At 66.0% G+C, this 24334-nt stretch carries 30 protein-coding genes; 10 read left to right on the top strand and 20 right to left on the bottom strand.

Translation table 11 applies throughout. The annotated features are described in order from the left end of the window. The 4 genes from V6M63_RS17055 to V6M63_RS17070 all read right to left on the bottom strand — a co-directional run. Window positions 1-569 (bottom strand): cbb3-type cytochrome c oxidase subunit I (locus tag V6M63_RS17055; protein WP_332743805.1); only part of this gene is annotated, 569 nt, incomplete at its 3' end. Between the two features lie 42 nt (window positions 570-611). Further along, entirely contained in the window at window positions 612-1742 is a 1131-nt protein-coding gene (coxB, locus tag V6M63_RS17060; protein WP_332743869.1) for a cytochrome c oxidase subunit II, read from the bottom strand. 180 nt (window positions 1743-1922) lie between these two features. Then, the gene (locus tag V6M63_RS17065) at window positions 1923-2369 is read right to left on the bottom strand and encodes a DUF2244 domain-containing protein (RefSeq protein ID WP_442909608.1); all 447 of its coding nucleotides are present in this window, start codon (window positions 2367-2369) and stop codon (window positions 1923-1925) included. A 196-nt stretch (window positions 2370-2565) separates the two neighbouring features. Then, window positions 2566-3435 (bottom strand): biotin synthase, encoded by an 870-nt coding sequence (locus V6M63_RS17070; protein ID WP_332743871.1) that lies wholly within the window; start codon window positions 3433-3435, stop codon window positions 2566-2568. A gap of 101 nt (window positions 3436-3536) precedes the next feature. Between V6M63_RS17070 and V6M63_RS17075 the strand changes: the two genes are divergently transcribed. From V6M63_RS17075 to V6M63_RS17085, 3 genes are all read left to right on the top strand, one after another. Further along, complete coding sequence (locus V6M63_RS17075; protein WP_332743809.1) at window positions 3537-4274, top strand: ComF family protein; 738 nt, start codon at window positions 3537-3539, stop codon at window positions 4272-4274. An 11-nt stretch (window positions 4275-4285) separates the two neighbouring features. Continuing rightward, window positions 4286-4759, top strand: a complete 474-nt coding sequence (gene trmL, locus V6M63_RS17080) for a tRNA (uridine(34)/cytosine(34)/5-carboxymethylaminomethyluridine(34)-2'-O)-methyltransferase TrmL (RefSeq protein WP_332743811.1) — start codon at window positions 4286-4288, stop codon at window positions 4757-4759. A 141-nt stretch (window positions 4760-4900) separates the two neighbouring features. Beyond that, window positions 4901-5224, top strand: coding sequence for a hypothetical protein (locus V6M63_RS17085; protein ID WP_332743813.1), 324 nt, complete (start codon window positions 4901-4903; stop codon window positions 5222-5224). Between the two features lie 10 nt (window positions 5225-5234). On the opposite strand, the gene V6M63_RS17090 is transcribed toward V6M63_RS17085, so the two are convergent. The 9 genes from V6M63_RS17090 to V6M63_RS17130 all read right to left on the bottom strand — a co-directional run bounded on the left by V6M63_RS17090 (window position 5235) and on the right by V6M63_RS17130 (window position 11719). Then, window positions 5235-5690 (bottom strand): MaoC family dehydratase, encoded by a 456-nt coding sequence (locus tag V6M63_RS17090; RefSeq protein WP_332743815.1) that lies wholly within the window; start codon window positions 5688-5690, stop codon window positions 5235-5237. Window positions 5691-5750: 60 nt separating this feature from the next. Beyond that, window positions 5751-6368, bottom strand: coding sequence for a ParA family protein (locus V6M63_RS17095; protein ID WP_332743817.1), 618 nt, complete (start codon window positions 6366-6368; stop codon window positions 5751-5753). Window positions 6369-6436: 68 nt separating this feature from the next. Continuing rightward, complete coding sequence (locus V6M63_RS17100) at window positions 6437-7198, bottom strand: sulfite exporter TauE/SafE family protein (protein ID WP_332743819.1); 762 nt, start codon at window positions 7196-7198, stop codon at window positions 6437-6439. A 72-nt stretch (window positions 7199-7270) separates the two neighbouring features. Beyond that, entirely contained in the window at window positions 7271-7570 is a 300-nt protein-coding gene (locus V6M63_RS17105; protein WP_332743872.1) for a Dabb family protein, read from the bottom strand. A 5-nt stretch (window positions 7571-7575) separates the two neighbouring features. Then, complete coding sequence (locus tag V6M63_RS17110) at window positions 7576-7881, bottom strand: YciI family protein (protein ID WP_332743821.1); 306 nt, start codon at window positions 7879-7881, stop codon at window positions 7576-7578. A gap of 8 nt (window positions 7882-7889) precedes the next feature. Further along, window positions 7890-9209 carry a TRAP transporter large permease gene (locus V6M63_RS17115; protein ID WP_332743823.1) on the bottom strand — a complete coding sequence of 440 codons (1320 nt, stop codon included), beginning with the start codon at window positions 9207-9209 and terminating at the stop codon, window positions 7890-7892. Beyond that, window positions 9206-9760, bottom strand: coding sequence for a TRAP transporter small permease subunit (locus V6M63_RS17120; protein WP_332743824.1), 555 nt, complete (start codon window positions 9758-9760; stop codon window positions 9206-9208). The genes V6M63_RS17115 and V6M63_RS17120 overlap by 4 nt, the downstream gene beginning before the upstream one ends. Before the next feature lies 1 nt (window position 9761). Next, entirely contained in the window at window positions 9762-10853 is a 1092-nt protein-coding gene (locus V6M63_RS17125; protein WP_332743826.1) for a C4-dicarboxylate TRAP transporter substrate-binding protein, read from the bottom strand. Window positions 10854-10888: 35 nt separating this feature from the next. Beyond that, window positions 10889-11719 carry an intradiol ring-cleavage dioxygenase gene (locus V6M63_RS17130; RefSeq protein WP_332743828.1) on the bottom strand — a complete coding sequence of 277 codons (831 nt, stop codon included), beginning with the start codon at window positions 11717-11719 and terminating at the stop codon, window positions 10889-10891. A gap of 127 nt (window positions 11720-11846) precedes the next feature. Between V6M63_RS17130 and V6M63_RS17135 the strand changes: the two genes are divergently transcribed. Beyond that, a complete protein-coding gene (locus V6M63_RS17135) occupies window positions 11847-12776 on the top strand; it encodes a LysR family transcriptional regulator (protein WP_056270659.1) in 930 nt (309 codons plus the stop codon). Window positions 12777-12787: 11 nt separating this feature from the next. On the opposite strand, the gene V6M63_RS17140 is transcribed toward V6M63_RS17135, so the two are convergent. The 6 genes from V6M63_RS17140 to V6M63_RS17165 form a co-directional block, all read right to left on the bottom strand. Then, window positions 12788-14089 carry an NAD(P)/FAD-dependent oxidoreductase gene (locus V6M63_RS17140; RefSeq protein ID WP_332743830.1) on the bottom strand — a complete coding sequence of 434 codons (1302 nt, stop codon included), beginning with the start codon at window positions 14087-14089 and terminating at the stop codon, window positions 12788-12790. A 60-nt stretch (window positions 14090-14149) separates the two neighbouring features. After that, on the bottom strand, window positions 14150-15208 hold the full coding sequence (locus V6M63_RS17145; protein WP_332743832.1) for a maleylacetate reductase: 1059 nt from the start codon (window positions 15206-15208) through the stop codon (window positions 14150-14152). Further along, window positions 15205-16074 carry an NAD(P)-dependent oxidoreductase gene (locus tag V6M63_RS17150; RefSeq protein WP_332743834.1) on the bottom strand — a complete coding sequence of 290 codons (870 nt, stop codon included), beginning with the start codon at window positions 16072-16074 and terminating at the stop codon, window positions 15205-15207. Before V6M63_RS17150 ends, V6M63_RS17145 begins: the two co-directional genes overlap by 4 nt. 131 nt (window positions 16075-16205) lie before the next feature. Beyond that, entirely contained in the window at window positions 16206-17408 is a 1203-nt protein-coding gene (gene pcaF / locus V6M63_RS17155; RefSeq protein WP_332743835.1) for a 3-oxoadipyl-CoA thiolase, read from the bottom strand. Between the two features lie 22 nt (window positions 17409-17430). After that, entirely contained in the window at window positions 17431-18072 is a 642-nt protein-coding gene (locus V6M63_RS17160; RefSeq protein WP_332743837.1) for a 3-oxoacid CoA-transferase subunit B, read from the bottom strand. After that, window positions 18069-18770, bottom strand: a complete 702-nt coding sequence (locus tag V6M63_RS17165) for a 3-oxoacid CoA-transferase subunit A (protein ID WP_332743839.1) — start codon at window positions 18768-18770, stop codon at window positions 18069-18071. The genes V6M63_RS17160 and V6M63_RS17165 overlap by 4 nt, the downstream gene beginning before the upstream one ends. A gap of 102 nt (window positions 18771-18872) precedes the next feature. Here V6M63_RS17165 and V6M63_RS17170 point away from each other — a divergent pair, with 102 nt between their 5' ends. Genes V6M63_RS17170 through V6M63_RS17180 form a run of 3 tightly spaced genes read left to right on the top strand, consistent with a single transcriptional unit; the run spans window position 18873 to window position 20779 of the window. Next, window positions 18873-19670 (top strand): IclR family transcriptional regulator domain-containing protein, encoded by a 798-nt coding sequence (locus V6M63_RS17170; protein WP_332743841.1) that lies wholly within the window; start codon window positions 18873-18875, stop codon window positions 19668-19670. After that, a complete protein-coding gene (locus V6M63_RS17175) occupies window positions 19667-20317 on the top strand; it encodes a trimeric intracellular cation channel family protein (RefSeq protein ID WP_332743843.1) in 651 nt (216 codons plus the stop codon). The genes V6M63_RS17170 and V6M63_RS17175 overlap by 4 nt, the downstream gene beginning before the upstream one ends. 27 nt (window positions 20318-20344) lie before the next feature. Continuing rightward, window positions 20345-20779, top strand: coding sequence for a DUF1841 family protein (locus V6M63_RS17180; protein ID WP_332743845.1), 435 nt, complete (start codon window positions 20345-20347; stop codon window positions 20777-20779). Window positions 20780-20831: 52 nt separating this feature from the next. On the opposite strand, the gene V6M63_RS17185 is transcribed toward V6M63_RS17180, so the two are convergent. After that, window positions 20832-21500 (bottom strand): c-type cytochrome, encoded by a 669-nt coding sequence (locus V6M63_RS17185; protein ID WP_332743846.1) that lies wholly within the window; start codon window positions 21498-21500, stop codon window positions 20832-20834. 182 nt (window positions 21501-21682) lie between these two features. Between V6M63_RS17185 and V6M63_RS17190 the strand changes: the two genes are divergently transcribed. Genes V6M63_RS17190 through V6M63_RS17200 form a run of 3 tightly spaced genes read left to right on the top strand, consistent with a single transcriptional unit; the run spans window position 21683 to window position 24333 of the window. Beyond that, entirely contained in the window at window positions 21683-22525 is an 843-nt protein-coding gene (locus V6M63_RS17190) for an AAA family ATPase (protein ID WP_332743848.1), read from the top strand. A gap of 11 nt (window positions 22526-22536) precedes the next feature. Continuing rightward, complete coding sequence (locus tag V6M63_RS17195) at window positions 22537-23130, top strand: GNAT family N-acetyltransferase (RefSeq protein WP_332743874.1); 594 nt, start codon at window positions 22537-22539, stop codon at window positions 23128-23130. 15 nt (window positions 23131-23145) lie between these two features. Continuing rightward, window positions 23146-24333: a vWA domain-containing protein gene (locus V6M63_RS17200; protein WP_069045396.1), complete on the top strand. Its 1188-nt coding sequence runs from the start codon at window positions 23146-23148 to the stop codon at window positions 24331-24333. Window position 24334: the final 1 nt, after the last annotated feature.

Here is a 24334-nt window from a genome sequence, read left to right on the forward strand (position 1 = left end):
GCGCGCATGTTCAGGATGGTGACGATGATGTTGATCGAACCCATGATGGACGACGCGCCCAGGATGTGCATGGCGAAGATGCCGGCGTCCATCGAGGGGCCCATCTGCAGCGTCAGCGGCGCATACAGCGTCCAGCCGGCGGCGGGGGCGCCACCGGGCATGAAGAACGAAGCCACCAGCATGATGGCGGCCGGGATCATCAGCCAGAAGCTGAAGTTGTTCATGCGGGCGAAAGCCATGTCGCCAGCACCGATCTGCAGCGGGATCATCCAGTTCGCGAAGCCCACGAAGGCCGGCATGATGGCGCCGAACACCATGATCAGGCCGTGCATCGTGGTCAGCTGGTTGAACAGACCGGGGTTGACCAGCTGCAGGCCAGGCTGGAACAGCTCGGCGCGAATCAGCAGGGCCAGCACGCCACCGACCATGAGCATGGTGAACGCGAACAGCAGATACAGCGTGCCGATGTCCTTGTGGTTGGTGGCATACACCCAGCGGCGCCAGCCCGTGGGGGCGTGGTGATCGTGGTCGTGGCCGTGGGCGTCGTGGTGGTCGAGAACAGCACTCATGGTCGATTTCCTTGGAAGCTCAATGTTTTTTCGGCAACGCGATCACTGGCGGGCGGCTTGCACGTCGGCCGGCTGCACGATCTGCTGGGTCTGGTTGGACCAGTTGTTCTTGGCGTAGGTCATGACCGCGGCCAGCTCGGTGTCGCTGAGCTGCTTCCAGGCAGGCATGGCGCCGTTGTTCTGTCCATTGAGCAAGACATTGATGATCTTGCCCTTGTCTGCGTCCACCACGACGGCCGAGCCATCAAGTGGCTTGATCGGGCCGGCACCCTTGCCGTTGGCCTGGTGGCAGGCAGCGCAGTTGGCGGCATACACCGACTCGCCGCGCTTGACCAGATCGGCCAGCACCCACACTTTGGATGGGTCATCGGCCGCGGCGGCCATGGCCTTCTGTTTCTCACCCACCCAGGCGCTGTAGGCCTCGGCGGACACCACTTTCACGTGGATGGGCATGTAGGCGTGTTCCTTGCCGCAGAGTTCGGCGCACTGACCGTAGAAGTCACCGGTCTTCTCGGCACGGAACCAGGTGTCGCGCACGAAGCCCGGGATGGCGTCCTGCTTGACACCGAAGGCCGGCACCATCCAGGCGTGGATCACGTCGTTGGCGGTGGTGATGATGCGCACCTTCTTGCCGACCGGCACCACGAGCGGGTTGTCAACCTTGAGCAGGTAGTCGTCGGTCGCTTCGGGCTTGCCGCTGTTGGACATGGCGCGGTGGCTGTTGTCCAGCGTGGAGAGGAAGCCAATGCCCTCGCCCTCGCCCTTGATGTAGTCGTAGCCCCACTTCCACTGCATGCCCGTGGCCTTGATGGTCAGGTCGCTGTTGGTGGTGTCTTTCTGGGCCACCAGCACTTTGGTGGCCGGCAGCGCCATGCCGATGACGATCAGCAGGGGAACGATGGTCCAGCCCAGTTCCACCCAGATCGGCTCGGCCAGCACTTGCGACTTGTGACCCACCGACTTGCGGTGCCTCAGGATGGAATAAAACATCACGCCGAAGACGACGAGGAAGATGACGGCGCACAAGGCCATCATGAACCAGTGCAACCAGTGCTGCTCTTCGGCAATGCGGGTGACGGGAGGTGCAAAGTTGAGTTGATTGACGGCAGGGCCGCCAGGCAGATCGTTGACCTTCTGAGCCGCGACCGTGGTCCAGGCGCCCAGACCGAGCATCAGCGTGGAGGCGGCAGCGCAGAGCCTGGCCCAGGGGTTCCGTGGGGAATGCACCGTTTTCTTCGTCGTACTCACTTTTAGCGCCTCAAATATAAGTATTGATTTATATCAATGCCGATTAGAACAAACTTTCTGGGCCCCACCCAGCACAAAACCACTCGACCAGATCCCGGGGTCCAGTCAAACCCCACGCAGGGCTTGGCGGATCTCCCGGGCCAGCATCGGTCGCAGGTCGGATCGCACAAACCGCCCCACCTGCACCGACCGCCCCCCACCGCGGACCTCGATCAACTGATCTACATCCGCCGTGGGTTCAACGCGCACCCACTCGCGAGCAAACTCACACCGTGAGGACCTTCCCGCCGTTTCCCACTCCACCACCAGGCGCCCGTCCAGCAACCTGATGCGCTCGCTGTCGGTCGCGTGCCGTGCGTAAACCAGAAAGGCCGCGCCCACCGCAACCAACTCCAACACCGCAAAGGGCAACACCAAAGTGGCACCTTGCAACCAGAAAAACCCCGCCACACCCATCGAAAGGATGCACAAGGAAGCGTAGAAGTAGCCCAATTGAGCCGGGGTGACCGAGCAGTTGCGCTTCAGGGTCCACTCGATGCCTTGTTCAGACATCGTCGCGAATTGGAAAGCGTTGTTTGCCTGGCTCACCATCCACCACCGGTACTGGTCGCCACCGCCTCGAAAGACGGAGCGTTGGCAAAGGGAAAATACCCTCGGAATTTTGGCCAGCGTCGATTGTAGCGGCGTGAAACCGGGACTCCCCTGACAAAGGCGTCACTCCCGACCGGGACAAGGTGGCATGCAGCCCTCAGCGACGGCTGGCGCGCAGCATGGCCCGCATGTCGTCCACCGCCAGCGACGTGGATGTGGCCATCGGCACGCGGGGCACGGGCTTGAAGGCGTGGCCGTAAATGATCTCGAAGGTCAACGTCAGCCTGCCGTCGGGCGCACGCGGCAGACCTGCCTCGATCATGGCGCACAGCCTTGCATGCCAGAGGCGCGATCGGCAAGCGCCAAACCGCTGGTCGCTCAGGTTGTGCCCCAACGCGCGCAACTCGGCGAGCAAGGGAGCAGCACCGCTGTAGGACAGGGTGATGCGCTCCATGTCCATCACCGGTTCGGCAAAGCCGGCGTGCACGAGCATGTCGCCCCAGTCGTGCATGTCGGTGAAGGCATGCGCCGGGGCTGGCCAGCCGTGTTCGGCATAGAGCGCTCGCAACTCCTTGAGGCTGTCGGGGCCGAGACAGGAAAACATGAGGAAGCCATCGGTCTCGACCTGCTGATGCCATTGCGCCAGCAAGGTCTGCGGTAGCGGCTCCATGTGCAGCGCCATGTTGGCCCACACCATGCGCACGCGGGTGTCGGTCGTGGCGGGCGTCGGACCGGTGGCTCGGCCCCAGTGCAAAGGGTTCCACGACCTTGTCGGTGCTTCGCGCGTGGCCTCAAGGACCTCGGGCAACCGCCGTGCCATCACGTGGCAAGTTGCATCGGGCAGCATGCCGCGCAGCTTGCGGTGAACCTCAAGACCACCTTGCACGGGTTCCCAGTGCAGCCAGCTGGCGGGCTGTTCGCGGAACCACGGTAGCCGATCGGCCATGCGCGAACCCACTTCTTCGTGCAACCACGGACTGGCCGCACCGGCGCGGTTCAGCCAGCGCTGCGCCGCGCCAGGATCCATTCCGGGCACGGGTTTCTCTGAGGTGACGGGTGTGTTCAAGCGGCAAAACGGGCGGTCAGCCCAAAGGGGTATCGGCGGGAGCGCGTCAGTATATTGGCCCGATGCTCGCCGCCCGACACGCCATCGTGGAATCCCTGCCCGCCACCTGCCAGGTCTGCGCCGCCTGGCCGACCCAGCCAGTGTGCGAGGCCTGCATCCAGCGTTTTGCACCACCCCAATCCCGCTGCAGGGCGTGCGCCGCCGTGTTGCCGGGCGAGCCGGGTTTGTGCAGCGCCTGCCTGACCCGACCCGACGCAGCCGCCGTGCAGCAGTGCGTGGCCGCGGTGGACTACGCCTACCCGTGGGACGGCCTGATCGCGCGCTTCAAGTTCCGCTCGGAACCGGGTTGGGCGCAGCCCTTCGCCCAGCGTCTTTTGCAGGAGCCCCAAACCCTGCAGTTGCTGCAAACCCGGCCGTTGGTGGTGCCCATACCCTTGACCGCAGCGCGACTGGGCGAGCGTGGCTACAACCAAGCCTGGGAGCTGGTCAAGGCGCTGCACGCCCGATGCCGCCGACACCCGCCTGCCCCGCCCTTCGACACACTGGCCACCGCCCTGGTGCGCCTGGGCGAGACGCCCGATCAACACAGCCTGGGTCGTGAGGCGCGTTTGCGCAACCTGCGCGGCGCGTTCGCCGTCCACCCTTCACACACCCATCGGCTGGTGGGGCGACACGTGCTGTTGGTGGACGACGTGACCACCACTGGCGCCACGCTGCAAACGGCCGCGCAGGCCGTGCTGCACGCCGGGGCGAATCGGGTCAGCGCGCTGGTGTTCGCACGCACGCCAGCGAGCCGGTAAGCTCTGCCGCCATGTTCAACATTGTTCTCGTCAGCCCCGAAATCCCGCCCAACACCGGCAACGTGATCCGGCTCAGCGCCAACACGGGCTGCGCGCTGCACCTGATCGAGCCGCTGGGCTTTTCGATGGACGACAAGCACATGAAGCGCGCCGGACTCGACTACCACGAGTACGCAGCCCTGCACCGCCACGCGGACTGGGCCACGTTCCTTCGCACCCGGCAACCCGATCCCGCCCGGTTGTTCGCCTTCACCACACGCGGCAGTCACAGTGTTTTCCACAACACCTTCCAACCCGGCGACTGGTTGGTCTTCGGCTCCGAGACCAGCGGCCTGCCGGAGGCACTGCGCGAGTCGATACCAGCCACTCAACGCCTTCGCCTGCCCATGATGGCGGGCCAGCGAAGCTTGAATCTCTCCAACTCGGTGGCGGTGGTGGTCTTCGAAGCGTGGCGGCAGCAGGCCTTTGCGGGCGCGGTTTCGTGACGCAGGTCACGCGCCAGGCGAATGAAGACCATCGACTTCCACGACACTCGCCCGATAATTTCCCATGGCTACCCGCATCCTGACACCAGCCGCTTCGGCCCAGCCCCCTACCCTGGCTGAGCCGTTCGCCCGGAGAATCGATTGATCACTTCCTTTGCCCGCTGGCTGGGCGTGAGTTTCACACCTCGCAGGCGCAGCACCCACAAGGCAACGCTCAAGGACCTGGCGGGTATCCGCCGGCCGCTCCTGCATGCGATCGAAGATTGCATTGATCAACAGGCACTGCGCCTGCGCACCAAGATCGAGTCGGCGCGCACCCCACAAGAACTGTGGATGCTGCGCAACGACGCCTTTCAGCTGATCTCGCAGCAGCACAACCAGTCGGTGGCGGCCGAGCGCATCAACGAACTGATTCAGTGCTTCGAAGGCTGGCTCGAGCCCAAGCAGCTCATGCGAATCAAGTAACCCTGCCCCGTCAGGGATAACGCCGGACCAGCGATTCGGCGAAGCACACCGGCTTGTCCGCGCCCTCGCGCTCCACCACCACGCCCCAGGTCATTTGCTGGCCACCGTGTTCGATGGCCTCGCAGGCCTGCAGCGTCATGCGGGCTCGCACCCGGCTGCCCACGGGCACGGGCGAGGTGAAGCGCACGCGGTTGAGGCCGTAGTTCACGCCCATGCTGGAGCCCTTGATGTCCAGCGCCGACTCGAAGAACACCGGCAGCAAGGACAGCGTGAGGAAGCCATGTGCGATCGGCGCGCCGAACGGGCCGGTCCTGGCACGCTCCACATCGACGTGGATCCACTGGTGGTCGCCGGTGGCCTCGGCGAAGCGGTTCACCTGCTCCTGGGTGATGGTGACCCAGTCGCTCACGGCCACTTCCTGGCCCACGCAGGCCGCCACATCGGCCAGGGATTCGAATGTTTTCATGCCGCTCACTGTACGGCCGCGAGGCGCCAAAGCATGTCGGCACCGGGACAGGTGAGATGCTCAGGCGTCCAGCCACCGGCAGATGGCCTGCCATTGCTGCAGGTCCTTCTCCACCCGGCCAGGCGCCACGTCGAACAGGGTGAGGCCACGCGCCGCGAGGTGGATGTAGTTCTGCGTGTCGCGCAGCGTGCCCAGCACCGGCAACCCCAGGCTGGCCACGAATTCGTCGAGCTTGTCGGCCGCGATGGTGCGCGGGTCGACCCGCATGCCGACGATGCCGATCTGCAGCTTGTCGGCTCGGCGGGTTTCGGCCAGTTCGTCGAGAAAGGCGCGCGTGGCGTAGATGTCGAAGATGCTGGGCTGCAACGGCACCAGCACCTTGTCCGCGATCTTGAGCACGTCCTTGAAGCGCCAGCCGTGCAGACCGGCGGGCGTGTCCAGCACCACATGGGTGGTGTCCTTGGGCGGGCGGGCGATCAGGTCGTGCGACACCGCCCAGCTCTGGATCGGCCGCGCGGCCGGTGGACGCAACTTCAGCCACAAGCCCGACGACTGCTGGCGGTCGACATCGCCCAACATCACCGCGTGGCCCTGGCTGGCAAAGTAGCCGGCGACGTTGGTCGACAGCGTGGATTTGCCCACGCCTCCTTTGGGATTGGCAACCACCACGATCGGCATCTGGAGCTCCTTTGCGCGAGGACAGCCCGCACGGCGAGGGCGCGGGCAAGGGCTGGACCGGCGAGCGTCTATGTTATCGCCAGCGCGTCCCACACCAGTTTGCAGCCCGTGAGGAACATGCCGGTGTACACCATCCGGTAGAACAACTGGGGTTTGATGCGGTGCGCAATGCGCACACCCACCCACACGCCGATGGGCGCGAACGGCAGCAGCGCCAGCGAGGTCGTCATGTTGCGCACATCGAGCAAGCCCAGCCAGGCGTACGGGATCCACTTGGCCAGGTTGATGAAGAAAAAGAAGAAGGCCAGCGTGCCGGTGAACAGCAGGGGTGGCAGGCGCAGCGGGATCACATAGGCGTTGAGCGGAGGCCCGCCCGCGTGCGCGATGAAGCTGGTGAAACCGGAGGTGATGCTGAGCAAGGCGCCCACCCATGTCGGCGGCGGCGCGCTGTCGGGCTTGGGTGGAAACACCAGCCGCTGGGCCAGGAACAGCAACGTGAACACCCCCACGATGCCAGCCACCATGCGCGCGTCCAGCACCTTGAACAACAACGCGCCGATCACGATGCCCGCCAGACCGAAGGGCAGCAGGAACATCAGCAGGCGCCGGTCCACGTTCTTGCGGAAGGCCGCCATGCCCAGCAGGTCCATGAGCAGCAGCACCGGCATGAGGATGGCCGCGGCCTGCGGCACCGTGACCGCCAGCGCCATCATGGGCACGGCCAACGAGCCGAAGCCCGCACCGAACCCGCTCTTGCTCACGCCCAGCAACAGCACGGCGGGAATGGCCACGGCATAGAAGAACGGATCGGTGATGAGGGACAGGGCCACGGGCAGCAGACAAAAGAAGAGCCCGCATCCAGGTGCGGGCTCGTTGAGGTGGATGAATTATCGGCGGGTGCTTCAGGCTGCGTAGTCCACCTGGTGACGCGCCACCCGCAAGCCTTCGATATCCTGGCGCACCCGCAGGTGCTCGGGGTGCACGGCGTAGGCGTCGAGCGCAGCCTGCGACTCGAACTCGGAATACAGCACCACGTCACAGGCGTAGTCGACACCGCTGCGGTCCACGCCAATCTCCAGATGCAGCAGACCGGGAATCTTGCCGCGCAAGGCTTCGAACGCGGCCTTGACGCGGTCGATCGAAGCAGCCTTGGCCCCGTCGGAACCGCCCTGGATGTTCCACATGACGATGTGCTTGACCATGGTGTTCAAGTGGTGGGCGGGAAGCCCGCCTTTTGGGGCCAGAGGTTGACGAACGCGTGCACCGAGACGCTGCCGTACAGCCCCGCCTTCGTGAATGGCTCATCGGCCAGCCACGCGTGGGCCGCGTCGCGCGAAGGGAAGTCGATCACCAGCAGACTGCCCAGCATGGTGCGGCCGTCGTCGTGCACGAACGGACCGGCAAACGCGATGCGATCGGCCACCGCCGACAGATAGTCCTTGTGCGGCGGGCGCACAGCGGCGCGCAGCGCGGCGGAATCGGGTTTGTCGATGAGGATGAAGGTGAACAGCATGGGTTGTCTCAGAGGTAGGCCAGCGAAGTGGACAGGCTGGGGAAGGCGGCCAGGATGACGAGCACGACCAACATCATGAGCACGAACGGAAACGTGCCCGCAAAGATGTCGCGCACGCTGATGCGCGGGTCGTTCAGCGCCGACTTCACGGTGTAGACCGACACGCCGAAAGGCGGCGTGAGCAGGCCGATCTCCACCGCCACCACGGTGATGACGCCGAACCACACCACGTCCATGCCGAAGGCGCGCGCGATCGGCAACACGATGGGCAACATGATCAGCATGATGGACACCGAGTCGATGATGCAGCCCAGCGCGATCACGATCAGCACGTACATGAACAGGAAGCCCCAGGGCCCCAGGCCCATGTTCGTGATGCCCTCGGTGACGGCCGACGGCATGCCGGTGAGCGCGAGCATGCGGCTGTAGAGCATGGCCGCGATGATGAGAAAGAGCACCGAGACCGAGACAAAACCGGTCTCCACCAGCACCTGCCACAGCTTGCGCCAGGTCAGACGCCCGCGCACCAGCGCAATCACCAGCGCACCCGCCGCACCCACGGCGCCCGCTTCGGTGGGTGTGAAGAAGCCCGCGTACAGGCCGCCGAGCACCAGGGTGATGAGCAGCAGGATGGGCACGAACTTGATGGCGGCCGACAGCGGCGTTTCTTCGATGCCCGCACCCACGCCCGCCAGCGCCTCGGGCGTGCCGACCCGGTGCGGCACCAGCCAGGCCATGCCCACGATCAGCACGCAGAAGCCCAGCGCCAGCAAGGCCCCGGGAACGATGCCGGCGATGAACATGCGGCCGATGGATTCTTCGGCCAGCACGCCGTAGATGATCATGAGCAGACTGGGCGGAATGAGCATGCCCAGCACCGAGGAGCCGGCCACCACCCCCACCGAGAAACGCGGCGTGTAGCCGTGGCGGATCATCTCGGGCACCGCGACCTTGGTGAACACCGAGGCCGAGGCGATGGAGATGCCGGTGATGGCGGCAAACACCGCATTGGCGGCCACCGTGGCCAGACCCAGGCCACCCCGGATGCGGCGCATGAGCCACTGGAACACGTCGAAGGTGTCCCGCCCCACGCCCGACACGCTCACCAGCATGCCCATGAGCACAAAGAGCGGAATGACGCCGAACAAATAGTCACGGATCGCGTCGTTGGCCGAGGCGGCCACAAAACGGGCCGCCACCTCGGGGCTCTTGATGAGCCACACGCTCACGAACGAGGTGGCGATCAGGGCAATGCCGATGTGCATGCCGAAGTAGATGCCCGCGAGCATGCAGACGATGGCGGCAATGCCGATGTGCAGTTCGGTCATGCGGGCGTTCCGGCTTCGCGCCAGTCCTGAAACGCCAGCAAGGCGTATTGAATGGCGGCCAGCGCCGCACCGCCCAGCACCACCAGCCGCATGGGCCAGGTGGGGAAGGTGAAGATGCCCTCGATGCCCAGGAACTCGTCGTTGCTCCAGGCGCGCTGCAACAGCGGCCAGGTGGCATACGCGATGACGCCGCAGGCAAAGATGCCCACCACCGAGAACACGGCGCGCAGGCGCTTGCCGGCGCGGGGACGCTTGAGGATGTAGGGATCGAGGAACAGATCGGCCCGGCTCATGCGGCCATGGCGCAGCGTGGCCGGCAGCTGCAGGAACACGATCACCACGATGGACGTGGCCACCAGCTCGGCCACCCCGTCGATGGGGTGGTTGAGCAGGTTGCGCATGAGCACGTCCACCACCATCAACACCATCACCAGCCCGATGACGATCGAGCCGAAGGCATTGAGACTGTCGATGAGACGGCCGAAGGTGCTGGTGGGTGCACCCGAAGGGGGTGGCCCCGCCTCCAGGTCGGTGTTGGCTTCATAACTCATATCAAAGCTCTTTATCCCAGTCCCGGGCCGGCTTGACACCCCGCTTGCGCAGCGCATCCATGTAGGTCTGCACGATCTCCTTGGCCGGGCCCTTGGACGCGTTGGTCTTGGCCCATTCGGCGGCCAGGTTGGGCATGGTCTTGACCCACTTGTCGCGCTCGCCCGAACTCATGTTGGTGATGCGCACCGGGGGCGTCTGCTTCGCACCGTTGGTCTCCATGGTCTTGAGCGCGGTCTCGTAGCGCTGCATCAGCGTGGCGCCCAGGGCCTTCGAATACTCCTTGCCCACGTCCTTCACGATCTGCTGCACCTCGGGCGGCAGGCCGGCGTAGCTGTCCTTGTTCATGGCCATGCCGCCGATGTAGAGCGCACCGATGTTCACCGTGGTCACGTAAGGGGCCACTTCGTAGATCTTGTTGGGCAGGATGCCGGTGGCGATCGAAATCGTGCCCTCGCTCACACCCGTCTGGATGTCGGTGTAGTAGCTGGTGAGCGAGCCGTCCACCGGCACCGCGCCCGAGCCCTTGAGCCACAGGCCGATGCTGCCCGGCGCGCTGATCTTGCGGCCCTTGAGGTCGGCGTAGGTGGCGATCGGGTTCTTGGTGAACAGGTGGTAGGTGTCCACGCCGGTGGCGCCCAGGAACACCATGTTGTTCTTCTCCCACTCCTTCTGCAGCGCGGGCACCTTCTCGTTCATCTCGTTGGCCACGTCCAGGATGATGCGCACGTCGTCGGTGGTGAACGGCGTCACCGTGCCGAACTGGGACAGCGGCATCTTGGCGGCTTCCAGGTTGTGGAACACCCAGCCGATGTCGGTGATGCCCTGCTCCACGCTGGTGAGCGTGGCGTTCATCTTGTAGAGCTGGCCGCCATAGGCTTCGCGCCACTCGATCTTGTAGCCCTTGTTGAGCGCGGCCACACGTTTGTTGACCTCGGGCACGAACAGCGAACTCATGAGGCCGACCCAGGGCAGCGTGGTCGGGTGGCTCGACGCGATGGTGAGCTTGAAGGTTTGCTGCGCATGGGCGGTGCCCATGCCGGCGGCGGTGAGGGCGGCCACCAGCGTGGTGGCGAGGAAGGCGCGTTTCATCATGGTCTTGTCTCCTTGTTGTGGGGTTTGAAAAAAACTCAGCGGGCGGGGTTGAGAACGAAATCGAACTCGACGAGGTAGCTGCCGTCGGCCTGGGGCAGCCAGTCGGCGATCAGCGATTCGCGCACGCCGAACACCGCGTCGGAATCCAGGTACTGGTCGCCGTTGCGAAACACATGGGTGATCAGCGTCTGGTAGCCCGGCGCCTTGATGAGGAAATGCAGGTGGGCCGGGCGCCACGGGTGGCGTTTCGTGGCCTTGAGCATGTCGCCCACCGGGCCGTCGTCGGGAATCGGGTAGGCCTCGGCCAGGATCGAGGTGAAGTGGTAGCGGCCCCGCTCGTCGGCCTGCAGCACGCCTCGCGCTTGCGCACCATCGCAGTCGGGGCGCTGCACGTCGTACAGCCCCTCGGCGTCGGCCTGCCAGACCTCGATGTGCGCCAGCGGCACCGGCGCGCCGTCCAGGCCGCGCACCGTGCCGCGCACCTCGCACGGTGTGCCCTTGGCGCCCTGCGCCACGTCGCCGCCCAGCTCGATGTGCGGTGCGCCTTCCACATGGAACGGGCCGAACACCGTGGCCTCGGTGCAGCCGGGCGGCTTGTCGTTGTTCATCGCCACGGTCAGCATCGACAGGCCCAGCGTGTCGGAGAGCAGGATGAACTCCTGGCGCTTGTCGTCGCATTGGTGCCCGGTGGCGGTGAGGAATTCAATGCCCTGCATCCACTCCGCCTCGGTCAGCTTCACCTCGCGCGCAAACGCGTGCAGGTGCTGCACCAGGCTGGTCATGATCTCCTTCAGGCGCGGATCGGGCGTCTGCGCGAAGCGCGCGATCACGGCTTGCGTGATGTTGTATTGGTCGAGGTTGCGCACGGCATGTCTCCTGCTGGCTCTTCTTGCGGGGTTTTCTCTGTATGCCCGCACTGTAGAAGCTGCGCACAATGTCATCCAGTGCGGCGCTGCAAATGACTTTTCCGCGTGCTGCAAATACGGGGTGAACATGGATCGCTGGACCGAGATGGAGTTGTTTGTGCACGTGGCCGAGAGCGGCAGCCTGAGCCGTGCGGCGGAGCTGATGGACATGTCCAACGCCAGCGCGAGCCGCCAGCTGGCCGCGCTGGAAGAGCGCCTGGGCGTGCGCCTGGTGGAGCGCAACACGCGCCGGCTCTACCTCACCGACACGGGGCAGGAGTTCTTTCAGCGCGCCCGCAGCATCCTGGCCGACCTGCGCGACGCCGAGTCCACCGTGAACGCCGCCGCGCTCAACCCCACCGGCACGCTGCGCATCAGCGCCTCGCTGTCCTTCTCGCTGCACCACATCGCGCCGCTGCTGCGCGAATACACCGAGCGTTACCCCAACGTGACCGTGCACGTGGAAGCCGCCAACCGCTACCTCGACATCATCGACAACAACATCGACGTGGCGATCCGCAACCGCGAGGTCGAGCCCGACAGCAACATCACCATCCGCCGCCTGGCCGAAACCCGCCGGGTGCTCACCGCCTCACCGCGCTACCTGGCCAAACACGGGTTCCCCAAGACGCTGGACGATCTGCAGCGTCACCATCTGCTGATCTACGTGCACGCCAACAACCCGTACGAACTGCGCTTCACGCGCGGTGAAGAGAGCCAGACGGTGGCGGTGAAGGCCCTGCTCGAATCGAACGACGGCCAGATCCTGCGCGCAGCCGCGCTCGACGGCCTGGGCATCCTGGTGCAGCCCAGCTACATCGTCTACGACGACATCGTGGCCGGGCGCCTGGTGCCTGTGCTGGACGACTGGGACCTGCCCCGCATCACGGTGAACCTGGCCTACCCCAGCCGAAAACACCTCAGCGCCAAGGTGCGCACCTTCATCGACTTCATGGCCGAGCACTTCGTGAAGATGGGCTATGAGCGCAAGTGGACGGGGCGCTTCACGGTGTACTGACGCTGGGGCACTCAGTGCAGTTTCACCAGCGGCGTGGCCCGTTTCACCAGGAAGCGCGCCAGCGCCAGCACCGCCGTGCGCATGGTGCCGAGCACGGCCTGATGGTGCATCAGGTGCAGGCTCACGTACATGGTGCGTGCCAGCAGGCCCTGCACAAACCAGGTCGAGCCGAACAGGTTGCCCATGAGGTTGCCCACCGAGGACTGCGTGCCGAGCGACACCAATGAACCGTGGTCTCTGTAGACATACGGCCGATCAGGCGCGGGCTGGCCCCGGGCACGGCAGGTCAGGGCCGTCACCAGGTAGCTGGCTTGCTGGTGCGCGGCCTGAGCGCGCGGCGGCACCCAGCCACCGTCGGCCGTGGGGCAGGCGGCGCAGTCGCCCAGGGCGTAAATGTCGGTCTGGCCCTGCACCAGCAAGCGGTCCGTCACCTGCAGTTGCCCCGATCGACTGGTGGGCAAGTCCAGCGTGGCCAGCACGTCGGGCGCCTTGATGCCCGCGGCCCACACCACCAGATCGGACGCGAACACCCGGCCTGCGGCGTCTTCCACCTGTTGCGGTGTGATGCGCGCCACCCGGCAGTTCACTTCGACGTTCACATGGCGCTCCTTGAGCAACTGTGCCGCTGCGGAAGAAACCTTCTCGGGCAGGGGCGCCAGGATGCGGTCGGCACCTTCGAGCAAGGTGATCTGCACGTCGCGGTGCGGGTCGATCCGGCGAAAGCCGTAGCGCGAGTGCACCACGCTGGCTTCGCGCAATTCGGCCGCCAGCTCCACGCCGGTGGCGCCACCGCCAATGATCACGATGCGCACCTGGCCCTCTGCGCCCGCGCTCTTGCGCAGATCGGCCGCCGTGAGCAGCTTGAGCATGCGCAGGCGAAAGTGCTCGGCATCGGCCGGGCGGTTGAGCGAAAGCGTGAACTCCGCAGCCCCGGGCACGTTGTAGTGGTTGGCCGTGCTGCCCACGGCGAAGACCAATTGGTCAAACGGCAACTGGCGCGCCGGCACCAGTTCCTCGCCGTGTTCGTCCACCACGGGCGCCACGCTCAGCACCTTGCCGGGCAAGTCCAGCCCGGTCATGGCGCCCAGGCAGAAGTCGAAGCCGTTGTCGTGCGCCAGCATTTCGTACGACAAGCCCTCCTGGTGGATGTCGAGCGTGCCCGCCGCCACTTCGTGGAGAGAGGGTTTCCAGATGTGGAAGAGCTGCTGGTCCACCAGCGTGACCTGCTCCGCGCCCAGCCGGCGCCCCAGCTTGCAAGCCAGCTCCAGGCCGCCTGCGCCGCCGCCCACGATCACGATGCGATGTTGTTGCATGTGCGTCTTCCCTGCATGAGTTACAGGTCCGACTGTAGAGGAGCGCAGGTCGGGTCGGGATCAACCGGGTCGTCGCCCCTCGAACGCATCCTGCAACAGCCGCCGTATCGCTCCCGCCTCCAGCGCCCGAGGATTCGGGTACTGGTTGCTCATCGCGATCTCACAGGCCCGGTCCAGATCGGCTTCCTGCATGCCGATGTCACGCAGTGCCACGGGCGCGCCGTTGTCCCGCGCCAGATCGAACACCGCTTGCGCCGCGCTGGTGCCGCCCAGCGCGGTGGCGATGCGCGCCATGGCCTCGGGCACCGCAGCCGCGTTGTAGGCCAGTGCATGGGGGAGCACGATGGTGTGGGTTTCGGCGTGCGGCAGGTTGAAGCTGCCGCCCAGGGTGTGGCAGAGCTTGTGGTGCAGGGCCATGCCCACCGCGCCGAGCACGGTGCCGCAGAGCCAGGCGCCGTACAGCGCGTCGGAGCGCGCGGCCACGTCGCCGGGGTTGGCCTTGATCACCGGCAGCGCGCGGCCCAGGGCTGCAATGCCTTCCTGCGCCATGAGGCTGATGATGGGGTTGGCATCGACCGCGTACAGGCCTTCGGCGGCGTGCGCGATGGCGTTGATGCCGCTGGTGATGCTCAGTCCGACGGGCAGGCCCAGGCTGAGTTCGGGGTCGTAGATCACGGTGCGCGGCAACACGCGGATGTCCCGTCCGGTCTTCTTCAGCCCGGCCTCGGTGATGCCGTAGATCGGCGTCATCTCGGAGCCGGCGTAGGTGGTGGGGATGGCCAGGATGGGCAGACCGGAGTCGAGCGCGATGGCCTTGCCCAGACCCGTGGTGGAGCCGCCACCGATGGCCACGGCACAGTCGGCGCCCAGCTGGCGCGCCACCTCACGCGCTTCGCGCGCGGTCTCGATCGGCACGTGCATCACGGCGCGGTCGAACACGCCGGCCGCGCGCTCACCGAGCAGGGCCACCACACGCTCGGCCATGCCCCGCTGCTCGGGCGTGCACAGCACCAGCGCGCGGTGCGCGCCCATGGCATCGATCTCTTGCGGCAGCTCGGCCAGCGAGCCCGCGCCAAACACCACCCGCGAGGGCAGGCTCTGGTAGGTGAAGCGTTTCATGTCGAGAGCCCCGCGCTGCGCTCCACCGCCTTGATGATGGCGGCGTAGTCGGCATCCGCATCGCCGTGCGCGCGCGCGGCGTCCATGAGCTGGCGGGTCAGGGCGGTCTGGGGCAGCGGCACCTGGTGTTCACTCGCGGCACCCAGGATGAGGTCGAGGTCCTTGATCATCTGGTTCACGGTGAAGGTGGCGGAAAAATCGCGCTCCGCGAGCTGTATCGACTTGGCCTTGACGATGGGCGAGGCCACGGCGCTGGCGCCCATCACGCGCCACATGTCGTGCCAGTCCAGCCCGCCCTTGCGGCCCAGCGTGAGCGCCTCGCCCAGCATGGCGCTGGTCTGCGCGATCATGAGGTTGATCACCAGCTTCATCAGGCGCGCCTGCTCGGCCCCGCCCAGGTAAAACTGGTTCGGTCCCCAGCGCTGCAGCAGCGGCAGCACCCGGTCATAAGCGGTGCGCGGGCCCGAGGCCAGCACGGTGAGCTGCGCGGCTTCGGCCATCTTGTTGTTGCCCGACACGGTGGTGCGCACATGGTCGATGCCCGCGCCTGCGCAGACCTGCGCGGCCTGCGCCGACGCGGTGGGCGAGACGGTGCTGGTGTCGACCCAGAAAGCGCCGGGTTTCGCGTGGCTGGCCACTTGTTCGGCCACCTTGAGCAGGGCGGCATCATGCGGCAGAGACGAGAACACGCCATCGGCTTGTTGCAGCGCCAGTGTGGTGTCGGGCGCGACGGTCAGCCCCTGTTCAACGGCCAGCGTGCGGCGTGCCGGGTCGTTGTCGCTCACGCTGAGCTCGGCGCCGCTGGCGCGCAGGTGCAGGGCCATGGGCAGGCCCATCTTGCCCACACCAATGAAGTGCAATCGCATGTGTTGTCTCCTGGTCGCCGGTCGCGTGCGAAGCTTCGCTCCCCGGCATTCCAGGCAGTGTCGCGGTCCTGCCGCGCCACTTCAACCGGCGCCACGCAAATCAGTTTTTCGCGCGCCGGAAAACGGGTGTGTCAGACCCGTTCGATCACCAGCGCAATGCCCTGCCCCACGCCGATGCACATGGTGCACAGCGCGTAGCGCCCGCCGGTTTCGTGCAGGCGGTTGACGGCGGTGGTGGCCAGCCGCGCGCCACTGGCGCCCAGCGGGTGGCCCAGCGCAATGGCGCCGCCCCAGGCGTTCACACGCTCGTCGTCGTCCTGCAGACCGAGCATGCGCAGCACGGCCAGGCCCTGCGCGGCAAAGGCCTCGTTGAGTTCGATCACGTCCATCTGCGCCAGCGACAGGCCGGTGAGTGCCAGCACCTTCTGCGTGGCCGGTGCCGGGCCGATGCCCATGATGCGCGGGGCCACGCCCACGGTGGCCATGCCGACCACGCGGGCGCGTGGCGTCAGGCCATTTTTCTTCGCACTGGCTTCGTCGGCCAGCAGCAGGGCACACGCACCGTCGTTCACGCCACTGGCGTTGCCGGCGGTCACGCTGCCGTCGGGCCGCACCACGCCCTTGAGTCTGGCGAGCGACTCCATGGTCGTGGCACGCGGGTGTTCGTCGTGCTCCACCACGATCGCGTCGCCCTTCTTCTGCGGGATCGTCACCGCCACGATCTCGCGCGCCAGGTGGCCGGCCTTCTGCGCGGCCACGGCCTTGGTCTGGCTGGCCAGCGCCATGCGGTCCTGCGCTTCCCGTTCGATCTTGAACTCGGTCGCCACGTTTTCGGCGGTCTCGGGCATGGAGTCCACGCCGTACTTTTCTTTCATCAGCTTGTTGACGAAGCGCCAGCCGATGGTGGTGTCGTAGACCGCGTTGTTGCGGCCGAAGGCGCTCTCGGCTTTGGGCATCACGAAGGGCGCGCGACTCATGCTCTCCACGCCACCGGCGATCATGAGGCCGGCCTCGCCCGCGCGGATGGCGCGCGCCGCCGTGCCCAGGGCATCGAGGCCCGAGCCGCACAGGCGGTTGATGGTGGCGCCGGGCACTTCCAGCGGCAGGCCGGCCAGCAGGCTGGCCATGTGGGCCACGTTGCGGTTGTCTTCACCGGCCTGGTTGGCGCAGCCGAAGATCACGTCGGTGATGCTGGCCCAGTCCACGCCGGGGTTGCGCTGCATCAGTGCGCGCAGCGGGATGGCGCCCAGGTCGTCGGTGCGCACGCTGGAGAGCGCGCCGCCGTAACGGCCAATGGGGGTGCGGATGGCGTCGCAGATGAAGGCTTGGCTCATGAAGGTCTCCGGTGTTGTGGGGTCAGGCAGCGATGGGCAGGCCCACCAGGCGTTCGAGTTCGGCGTGTTCCAGGCCATCGACCTTGTCGATGAGCCGCAGGCCCTCGGGCGTGCACGCGAGTGTGGCGAGATCGGTGTAGATGCGTTTCACGCAGGCGACACCGGTGAGCGGGTAGCTGCAGGTGGGCACCACCTTGCTGCGGCCCTGCTTGTCGAGCAGGTCCATCATCACCCAGGTCTGCTTGGCGCCCACCGCCAGGTCCATCGCGCCGCCCACGGCGGGAATGGCGCCGGGCTCGCCGGTGCTCCAGTTGGCGAGATCACCCGTGGCCGAGACCTGGAACGCGCCGAGCACGCAAATGTCCAGATGCCCGCCGCGCATCATGCCGAAGCTGTCGGCGTGGTGGAAATACGCGCCGCCGGGCAGCAGCGTCACCGGCTGTTTGCCGGCGTTGATGAGGTCGTAGTCCTCATCCCCCGCGGCCGGCGCCGGGCCCATGCCCAGGATGCCGTTTTCGCTGTGCAACACCACCTCGATGCCCTGGGCCAGGTGGTTGGCCACCTGGGTGGGCATGCCGATGCCCAGGTTCACATAGGCGCCGTCGTGAATGTCGCGCGCCACGCGTTGGGCGAGTTCGGCCTTGCTGCGTTTCTGGTAGTTCATACGGACCCCTTGAAGCCGCCGGCTTGCGTAGCCACGCGATCGATGCGAACGATTTTTCCAACGTGGATGCCGGGCGTGACGATGGTCTCGGGGTCGAGCTCACCGAGTTCAACGATGTGGTGCACGGTGGCGATGGTTTGGCGCGCGGCCATGGCCATCACCGGCCCGAAGTTGCGTGCGGCCTTGCGGTAGGTGAGGTTGCCCCAGCGGTCGCCGCGCTCGGCCTTGATCAGCGCCACGTCGCCGGCCAGCGGCGACTCGAACACGTAATGGCGGCCGTTGATCTCGCGCGTTTCCTTGCCTTCGGCCAGCGCCGTGCCGTAGCCGGTGGGCGTGAAGAAACCGCCGATGCCGGCGCCGGCGGCGCGCAGCCGCTCGGCCAGGTTGCCCTGGGGCACAAGCTCCAGCTCGATCTTGCCGGCGCGGTACAGGCCATCGAACACCTGGCTGTCGGCCTGGCGCGGGAAGCTGCAGATGATCTTGCGCACCCGCCCGGCGGCCAGCAGCGCGGCGAGACCCGTGTCGCCATTGCCGGCGTTGTTGTTCACCACCGTGAGCTCGCGCGCGCCGTGCTCGATCAGGCCGTCGATCAGCTCGGCGGGAATGCCCGAGGTGCCGAAGCCGCCGATCAGCACGGTGTGCCCGTCGCGCACGCTGGAGAGCGCATCGGCGATCGAGGGGGAAATCTTGTTGATCACGGGGTCTCCTGTTCGGGTCGAATGCAGTGCCGTGGAATTTGTTCGCACAAAGAACAAATGTTCGCAGAATGAATTATAAACAGGCATTCACCGAAGAGCCCCATGCCCTCAGTCACCCACGCCCCACCCCGCCCCGGCGACAGCTACGTGCAATCGTTCGCGCGCGGGCTCGAAGTCATCCGCAGCTTCAGCGCACAGGCGCCGCGCCAGACGCTGAGCGAAGTCGCCGCGCGCAGCGGCCTCACACGCGCCGGCGCGCGCCGCATCCTGCTCACGCTGCAGGCGCTGGGCTATGTGGAAACCGACGGTCGCGACTTCCGCCTCACCGCCCGCATCCTCGACCTCGGCTTTGCCTACCTCTCGTCCATGCCGATCTGGAACCTGGCCGAGCCGGTGGTCGAGGCGCTGGTCGAGTTGGTCAAGGAATCGAGTTCGGCCGCCGTGCTGGACGGCACCGACATCGTCTACGTCATGCGGGTGCCCACCCACAAGATCATGAAGAACTCGCTGGGCATCGGCTCGCGCCTGCCGGCCTACTGCACCTCGCTGGGCCGCATGCTGCTCGCCGGCCTGAGTGATGCCGAGGTTCGCGCGCGCCTCGACGCGTCCGACCTCAAACCGCTCACCCGCCACACCATCACCGACCCGGCCACCCTGCTCACCCGCGTGCAGCAGGCGCGCAAGCAGGGCTGGTGCCTGGTGAACCAGGAACTGGAGGAAGGCCTGATTTCGCTGGCCGCGCCGCTGGTGGACGGCGGCGGGCGCATGGTGGCGGCGCTGAACCTCAGCGGCCAGGCCAACCGCACCAGCGCGCGCGTGGTGCAAGACACATTGCTGCCCCCGCTGCTGGACGCTGCCCGCCAGATCTCCGCCCTGCTGGCGGTGAAAGGCAGCGCATGAACCCGGCCATGAACAACGTGGCGCTCTGGGGCGAAGGCCTGCGCCTGCTGGTCGAGATCAGCGCCACGGCCGCATTCGCGCTCTCGGGCGTGATGGCGGGCGCGCGCAAGAAGCTCGATGCGGTGGGCGTGTGCGTGGTCGGGTTTCTGGCGGCCTTTGGCGGTGGCACGCTGCGCGACCTGTTGCTGGACCAGCGGCCGTTCTTCTGGGTGCGCCATGTGGAGCTGCTGTGGGGCGTGTTCGCGCTGTGCATATTGGCCATGCTGTTCCTGCGCTCGCGCCACTTTGCGCTCACCGAGCGCGCCATGCAGTGGCCCGACGCCTTGGGGCTGGGCCTGTTCGCCGCCACCGGCGTGCACCAGGCGCTGCTGCTGGACATGCCCGCGCTGGTGGCCGTGCTCATGGGGCTGACCACCGGGGTGTTCGGCGGCGTGCTGCGCGACGTGGTGTGCAACGAGATCCCCACCGCCTTCCACGACCACCGGCCCTACGCCGTGTGCGCCTTTGCCGGCAGCTGGGTCTACGTGGGCCTGTGGCACCTGCAGGCGCCGGGCTGGCTGGCGCTGCTGGCCTGCGTGGGTGTCACCGCCGGGCTGCGCGGTCTGGCCCTGTGGCGCAACTGGCAATTGCCCACCTGGCGGCTTTGATGTTCCGCGCTGCGGGACAATCGCCCCATGTTCAACCCGACCCAAGCCGACGTGCGCCGCTTCTTCTGCGCCGTGCACGCCAAGACGCTGCAACAGCAGCCCATGGAAGCCATCGAGTCGCTGGCCAGCCAGTGGATCGCCGAGCACCCGGAGTACCACGCCGAGCTGAGTGACGTGGATGCCGCGCTGGCACGCATCGGCGAGCCCGGCACCGAGCGAGACAACCCGTTCCTGCACCTGTCCATGCACCTGTCGATCAGCGAGCAGTGCAGCATCGACCAGCCCCCGGGCATCCGCCAGGCGGTGGAGCTGCTCACCGCGCGCCGCGACGACCTGCACGCCGCGCACCACGAGGTGATGGAGTGCCTGGGCACCATGCTGTGGGAGAGTCAGCGCGCGGGAAGGCCGCCCGATGGCCAGGCCTACATCGACCAGGTGCGACGCAGAGCAACGCAAGACTGAACAAAAACGAAAAAGCCGCTCGGTGAGCGGCTTCTGCGGGGTGGCGCGGTGCTTACTTGAAGCGCGGCTGCGACACCACTTTCATCTCGCTGTCCAGCGACCCCAGGTACTTGGCAATCTCGCGCATCTCGGCGGTCGAATACTGCTTGGCGATACCGGCCATGATGCCGTTGGAACGACCCACCACCTTGTTGCCTTCGACTGTGTACGCCTTGAGGGCGAAGAAGAGGTAGTCAGCGTGCTGGCCAGCCAGCTTGGGGTAGCTCGGGTCGATCGGCTTGCTGAAGTTGGCGCCGTGGCAGGAGGCACAGGCACCCTTTTCGATCAGTGCGGCGGCCGCGGTGCTGGCGGTGCGGGGCGCGTCGGCGGCGGTCTTGTCGGCGTGCGAGGCGTAGTAGGCAGCCAGATCGGCCATGTCCTGCTCGCTCAGCGAACCGGCGATGCCGCGCATGGTGGGGTGCTTGCGGTCGCCCTTCTTGTAGGCGTTGAGGGCCGACACGATGTAGGCGCCCGACTGGCCCGAGATCATCGGCACCTTGTGGATTTCGGGGAAGCTGTTCTGGTAACCGGTGATGCCGTGGCAGCCGATGCACATCTCGGCCTTCTTCTGACCAGCGGCCACATCACCCGTGACACCCTGGGCGTGAACCGAAAAAGCGGCTGCGGAAAGCGTCGCAGCGGCGACAAGGGTGCGGGTGATCGTGGACAACAGTGAGGTCATTTTGCAAGCACAATGAATGAGTCAGCGGGGGAAAATCAACCGCTGATTATATAGACCGGTCGAGGCGCCCCCCTCCCTCAAAACCCCCGGCGGTGCGGGCCTTGTCAGGCTGCAGCCAGCACCCGTGGGGCCGGATCACCCAAGATGCCCCATCCCGTTCAACCCTTCCAGCAGAGCATTTCATGAAATTCCAAGGCTCCGAGAACTACGTCGCCACGCAAGACCTGATGCTGGCCGTCAACGCCGCGATCACGCTCAAGCGCCCGCTGCTCGTGAAAGGCGAGCCGGGCACCGGCAAGACCATGCTGGCCGAAGAGGTGGCCACCGCGCTCAAGCTGCCGCTCTTGCAGTGGCACATCAAGAGCACCACCAAGGCGCAGCAGGGCCTGTACGAGTACGACGCGGTGAGCCGCCTGCGCGACAGCCAGTTGGGCGAAGAGAAGGTCAAGGACATCCACAACTACATCTTGAAGGGTGTGCTGTGGCAGGCCTTCACCGCCGACGAGCCGGTGGCGCTGCTGATCGACGAGATCGACAAGGCCGACATCGAGTTTCCGAACGACCTGCTGCGCGAACTCGACCGCATGGAGTTCTATTGCTACGAGACGCGCGAACTGGTGCGCGCCAAGCACCGCCCGCTGGTGTTCATCACGTCCAACAACGAGAAAGAGCTGCCCGACGCGTTCCTGCGCCGCTGCTTCTTCCACTACATCAAGTTCCCCGACGCCGAGACCATGCAGCGCATCGTGGACGTGCACTTCCCCAGCCTCAAGAGAGAGCTGCTGGCCGCGGCCATGAAGACCTTCTACGACGTGCGCAACCTGCCCGGGCTGAAGAAGAAGCCCAGCACCTCCGAACTGCTCGACTGGCTCAAGCTGCTGATGGCCGAGGACATCCCGCTCGAAGCCCTGCAAAGCGCCGACAGCAAGGTCAGCATCCCGCCGCTGGTGGGCGCGCTGCTCAAGAACGAGCAGGACACCACGCTGTTCGAAAAGCTGGTGTTCATGAACCAACGGAACCGATGAGCGAACGCGTCATGGCTTTTGTCGAACCCGTCACCCTGCGAAGCAACGGCATCGCCCTGGTCCCGCTGTCGCTGGACCACGAAGACGGCCTGCGCGCCGCCGCCGCAGACGGCGAACTCTGGAAGCTGCGCATCACCTCGGTGCCCGAGCCGCACGAGACGCGCGGCTACATCGAAACCGCGCTGAAGATGCGCGACGAGGGTCACCGCTTCGCCTTCGCGGTGACCATGGAGGCCACCGGCCAGGTGCTGGGCAGCACCAGCTTCCACGACATCCTGCCGGCGGTGAAACGCGTGGAAATCGGCTACACCTGGTACGCCAAAAGCGCGCAGCGCAGCCATGTCAACACCACCTGCAAGTTGCTCATGATGGGCCACGCCTTCGACACGCTGGGCTGTCACGTGGTGGGCTGGCGCACCGACAACTACAACTTCGCCTCGCAAAAGGCCATCGAACGGCTGGGCGCGAAAAAGGACGGCGTCATCCGCGGCCACGCGCTGCGCCGCGACGGCACCATCCGCGACACGGTCATGTACAGCCTGCGCTCAGGCGAGTGGCCGGAGGCGAAAGCCCAGCTGCTCTACCTGCGGGCACTAAACGCCTGAAACCGGGAGATCACCATGCTGATCGACTTCTTCTACACCCTGCGTTCGGCCAAGCTGCCGGTCTCCGTCAAGGAATACCTGATGCTGCTGGAGGCGCTGCAGGCCGACGTGGTCGGGCCGCGCAACCCCGATGCCTGCAGCATGGACGACTTCTACTTTCTGGCGCGCACCGCGCTGGTGAAGGACGAGAAGCACTACGACAAGTTCGATCGCGCCTTCGCCGCCTATTTCAAGGGCGTGGAGATGATCGCGGACTTCACCAAACCGATCCCCGCCGACTGGCTGCGCCAGGAGATGGAGCGCATCCTTTCCGAGGAGCAGAAGGCCAACGCGCCCAAGATGGACTGGGACGAGCTCATGGAGACGCTGAAGAAGCGGCTCGAAGAGCAGAAGGAACGCCACGAAGGCGGCAGCAAGTGGATCGGCACCGGCGGCACCTCGCCGTTCGGCAACAGCGGACAGAACCCGCAGGGCGTGCGCATCGGCGGCAAGGGCGGCAACAAGAGCGGCGTGAAGGTGTGGGAGCAGCGCGCCTACCGCGACTACGACGACACGCAGGAGCTCGGAACGCGCAACATCAAGGTGGCGCTGCGCCGCCTGCGCAAGTTCGCGCGCGAAGGCAACGAATTCGAGCTGGACCTGCCCGACACCATCCGCGCCACCGCGGCCAACGCCGGCTACCTGGACATCAAGATGATCCCGGAGCGGCACAACAACGTGAAGGTGCTGCTGCTCATGGACGTGGGCGGCACGATGGACGAGCACATCCAGCGCGTCGAGGAGCTTTTTTCGGCCGTCAAGGGCGAGTTCAAGCACCTCGATTTCTACTACTTCCACAACTGCGTCTACGACTTCATGTGGAAGAACAACCGCCGCCGCTACGCCGAGAAGTTTCCCACCTGGGACATCATCCGCAAGTACAACAAGGACTACAAGCTCATCTTCGTGGGCGACGCGACCATGAGTCCTTACGAAATATTGCAACCTGGCGGCAGCGTGGAATACAACAACGAGGAGGCTGGCGCCGAGTGGCTGCAGCGCCTCACGCACGCCTTTCCCAAGTACGCGTGGATCAACCCGGAACCTCAGGGCGTGTGGCAGTATCGACAGAGCATCAGCGTGGTGCAGCAACTCATGAGCCAGCGCATGTTCCCGCTGACCTTGAAGGGGCTGGAAGACACCATGAGACTGCTCTCGAAATAAC

Source organism: Hydrogenophaga sp., assembly GCF_036675665.1.
Classification (GTDB): Bacteria; Pseudomonadota; Gammaproteobacteria; order Burkholderiales; family Burkholderiaceae_C; genus Hydrogenophaga.

Coding starts and splice junctions, on each gene's coding strand:
- V6M63_RS17200 (WP_069045396.1), top strand. CDS start 23,146: ATGCTGATCGACTTCTTCTACACCCTGCGTTCGGCCAAGCTGCCGGTC.
- V6M63_RS17185 (WP_332743846.1), bottom strand. CDS start 21,500: ATGACCTCACTGTTGTCCACGATCACCCGCACCCTTGTCGCCGCTGCG.
- V6M63_RS17175 (WP_332743843.1), top strand. CDS start 19,667: ATGAACCCGGCCATGAACAACGTGGCGCTCTGGGGCGAAGGCCTGCGC.
- V6M63_RS17110 (WP_332743821.1), bottom strand. CDS start 7,881: ATGCTGTTCACCTTCATCCTCATCGACAAACCCGATTCCGCCGCGCTG.
- V6M63_RS17115 (WP_332743823.1), bottom strand. CDS start 9,209: ATGACCGAACTGCACATCGGCATTGCCGCCATCGTCTGCATGCTCGCG.
- trmL (WP_332743811.1), top strand. CDS start 4,286: ATGTTCAACATTGTTCTCGTCAGCCCCGAAATCCCGCCCAACACCGGC.
- V6M63_RS17190 (WP_332743848.1), top strand. CDS start 21,683: ATGAAATTCCAAGGCTCCGAGAACTACGTCGCCACGCAAGACCTGATG.
- V6M63_RS17065 (WP_442909608.1), bottom strand. CDS start 2,369: ATGTCTGAACAAGGCATCGAGTGGACCCTGAAGCGCAACTGCTCGGTC.
- V6M63_RS17180 (WP_332743845.1), top strand. CDS start 20,345: ATGTTCAACCCGACCCAAGCCGACGTGCGCCGCTTCTTCTGCGCCGTG.
- V6M63_RS17075 (WP_332743809.1), top strand. CDS start 3,537: ATGCTCGCCGCCCGACACGCCATCGTGGAATCCCTGCCCGCCACCTGC.
- V6M63_RS17195 (WP_332743874.1), top strand. CDS start 22,537: ATGGCTTTTGTCGAACCCGTCACCCTGCGAAGCAACGGCATCGCCCTG.
- V6M63_RS17120 (WP_332743824.1), bottom strand. CDS start 9,760: ATGAGTTATGAAGCCAACACCGACCTGGAGGCGGGGCCACCCCCTTCG.
- V6M63_RS17125 (WP_332743826.1), bottom strand. CDS start 10,853: ATGATGAAACGCGCCTTCCTCGCCACCACGCTGGTGGCCGCCCTCACC.
- V6M63_RS17095 (WP_332743817.1), bottom strand. CDS start 6,368: ATGCCGATCGTGGTGGTTGCCAATCCCAAAGGAGGCGTGGGCAAATCC.
- V6M63_RS17140 (WP_332743830.1), bottom strand. CDS start 14,089: ATGCAACAACATCGCATCGTGATCGTGGGCGGCGGCGCAGGCGGCCTG.
- V6M63_RS17105 (WP_332743872.1), bottom strand. CDS start 7,570: ATGGTCAAGCACATCGTCATGTGGAACATCCAGGGCGGTTCCGACGGG.
- V6M63_RS17150 (WP_332743834.1), bottom strand. CDS start 16,074: ATGCGATTGCACTTCATTGGTGTGGGCAAGATGGGCCTGCCCATGGCC.
- V6M63_RS17070 (WP_332743871.1), bottom strand. CDS start 3,435: ATGGATCCTGGCGCGGCGCAGCGCTGGCTGAACCGCGCCGGTGCGGCC.
- V6M63_RS17170 (WP_332743841.1), top strand. CDS start 18,873: ATGCCCTCAGTCACCCACGCCCCACCCCGCCCCGGCGACAGCTACGTG.
- pcaF (WP_332743835.1), bottom strand. CDS start 17,408: ATGAGCCAAGCCTTCATCTGCGACGCCATCCGCACCCCCATTGGCCGT.
- coxB (WP_332743869.1), bottom strand. CDS start 1,742: ATGCTCGGTCTGGGCGCCTGGACCACGGTCGCGGCTCAGAAGGTCAAC.
- V6M63_RS17135 (WP_056270659.1), top strand. CDS start 11,847: ATGGATCGCTGGACCGAGATGGAGTTGTTTGTGCACGTGGCCGAGAGC.
- V6M63_RS17145 (WP_332743832.1), bottom strand. CDS start 15,208: ATGAAACGCTTCACCTACCAGAGCCTGCCCTCGCGGGTGGTGTTTGGC.
- V6M63_RS17090 (WP_332743815.1), bottom strand. CDS start 5,690: ATGAAAACATTCGAATCCCTGGCCGATGTGGCGGCCTGCGTGGGCCAG.
- V6M63_RS17160 (WP_332743837.1), bottom strand. CDS start 18,072: ATGAACTACCAGAAACGCAGCAAGGCCGAACTCGCCCAACGCGTGGCG.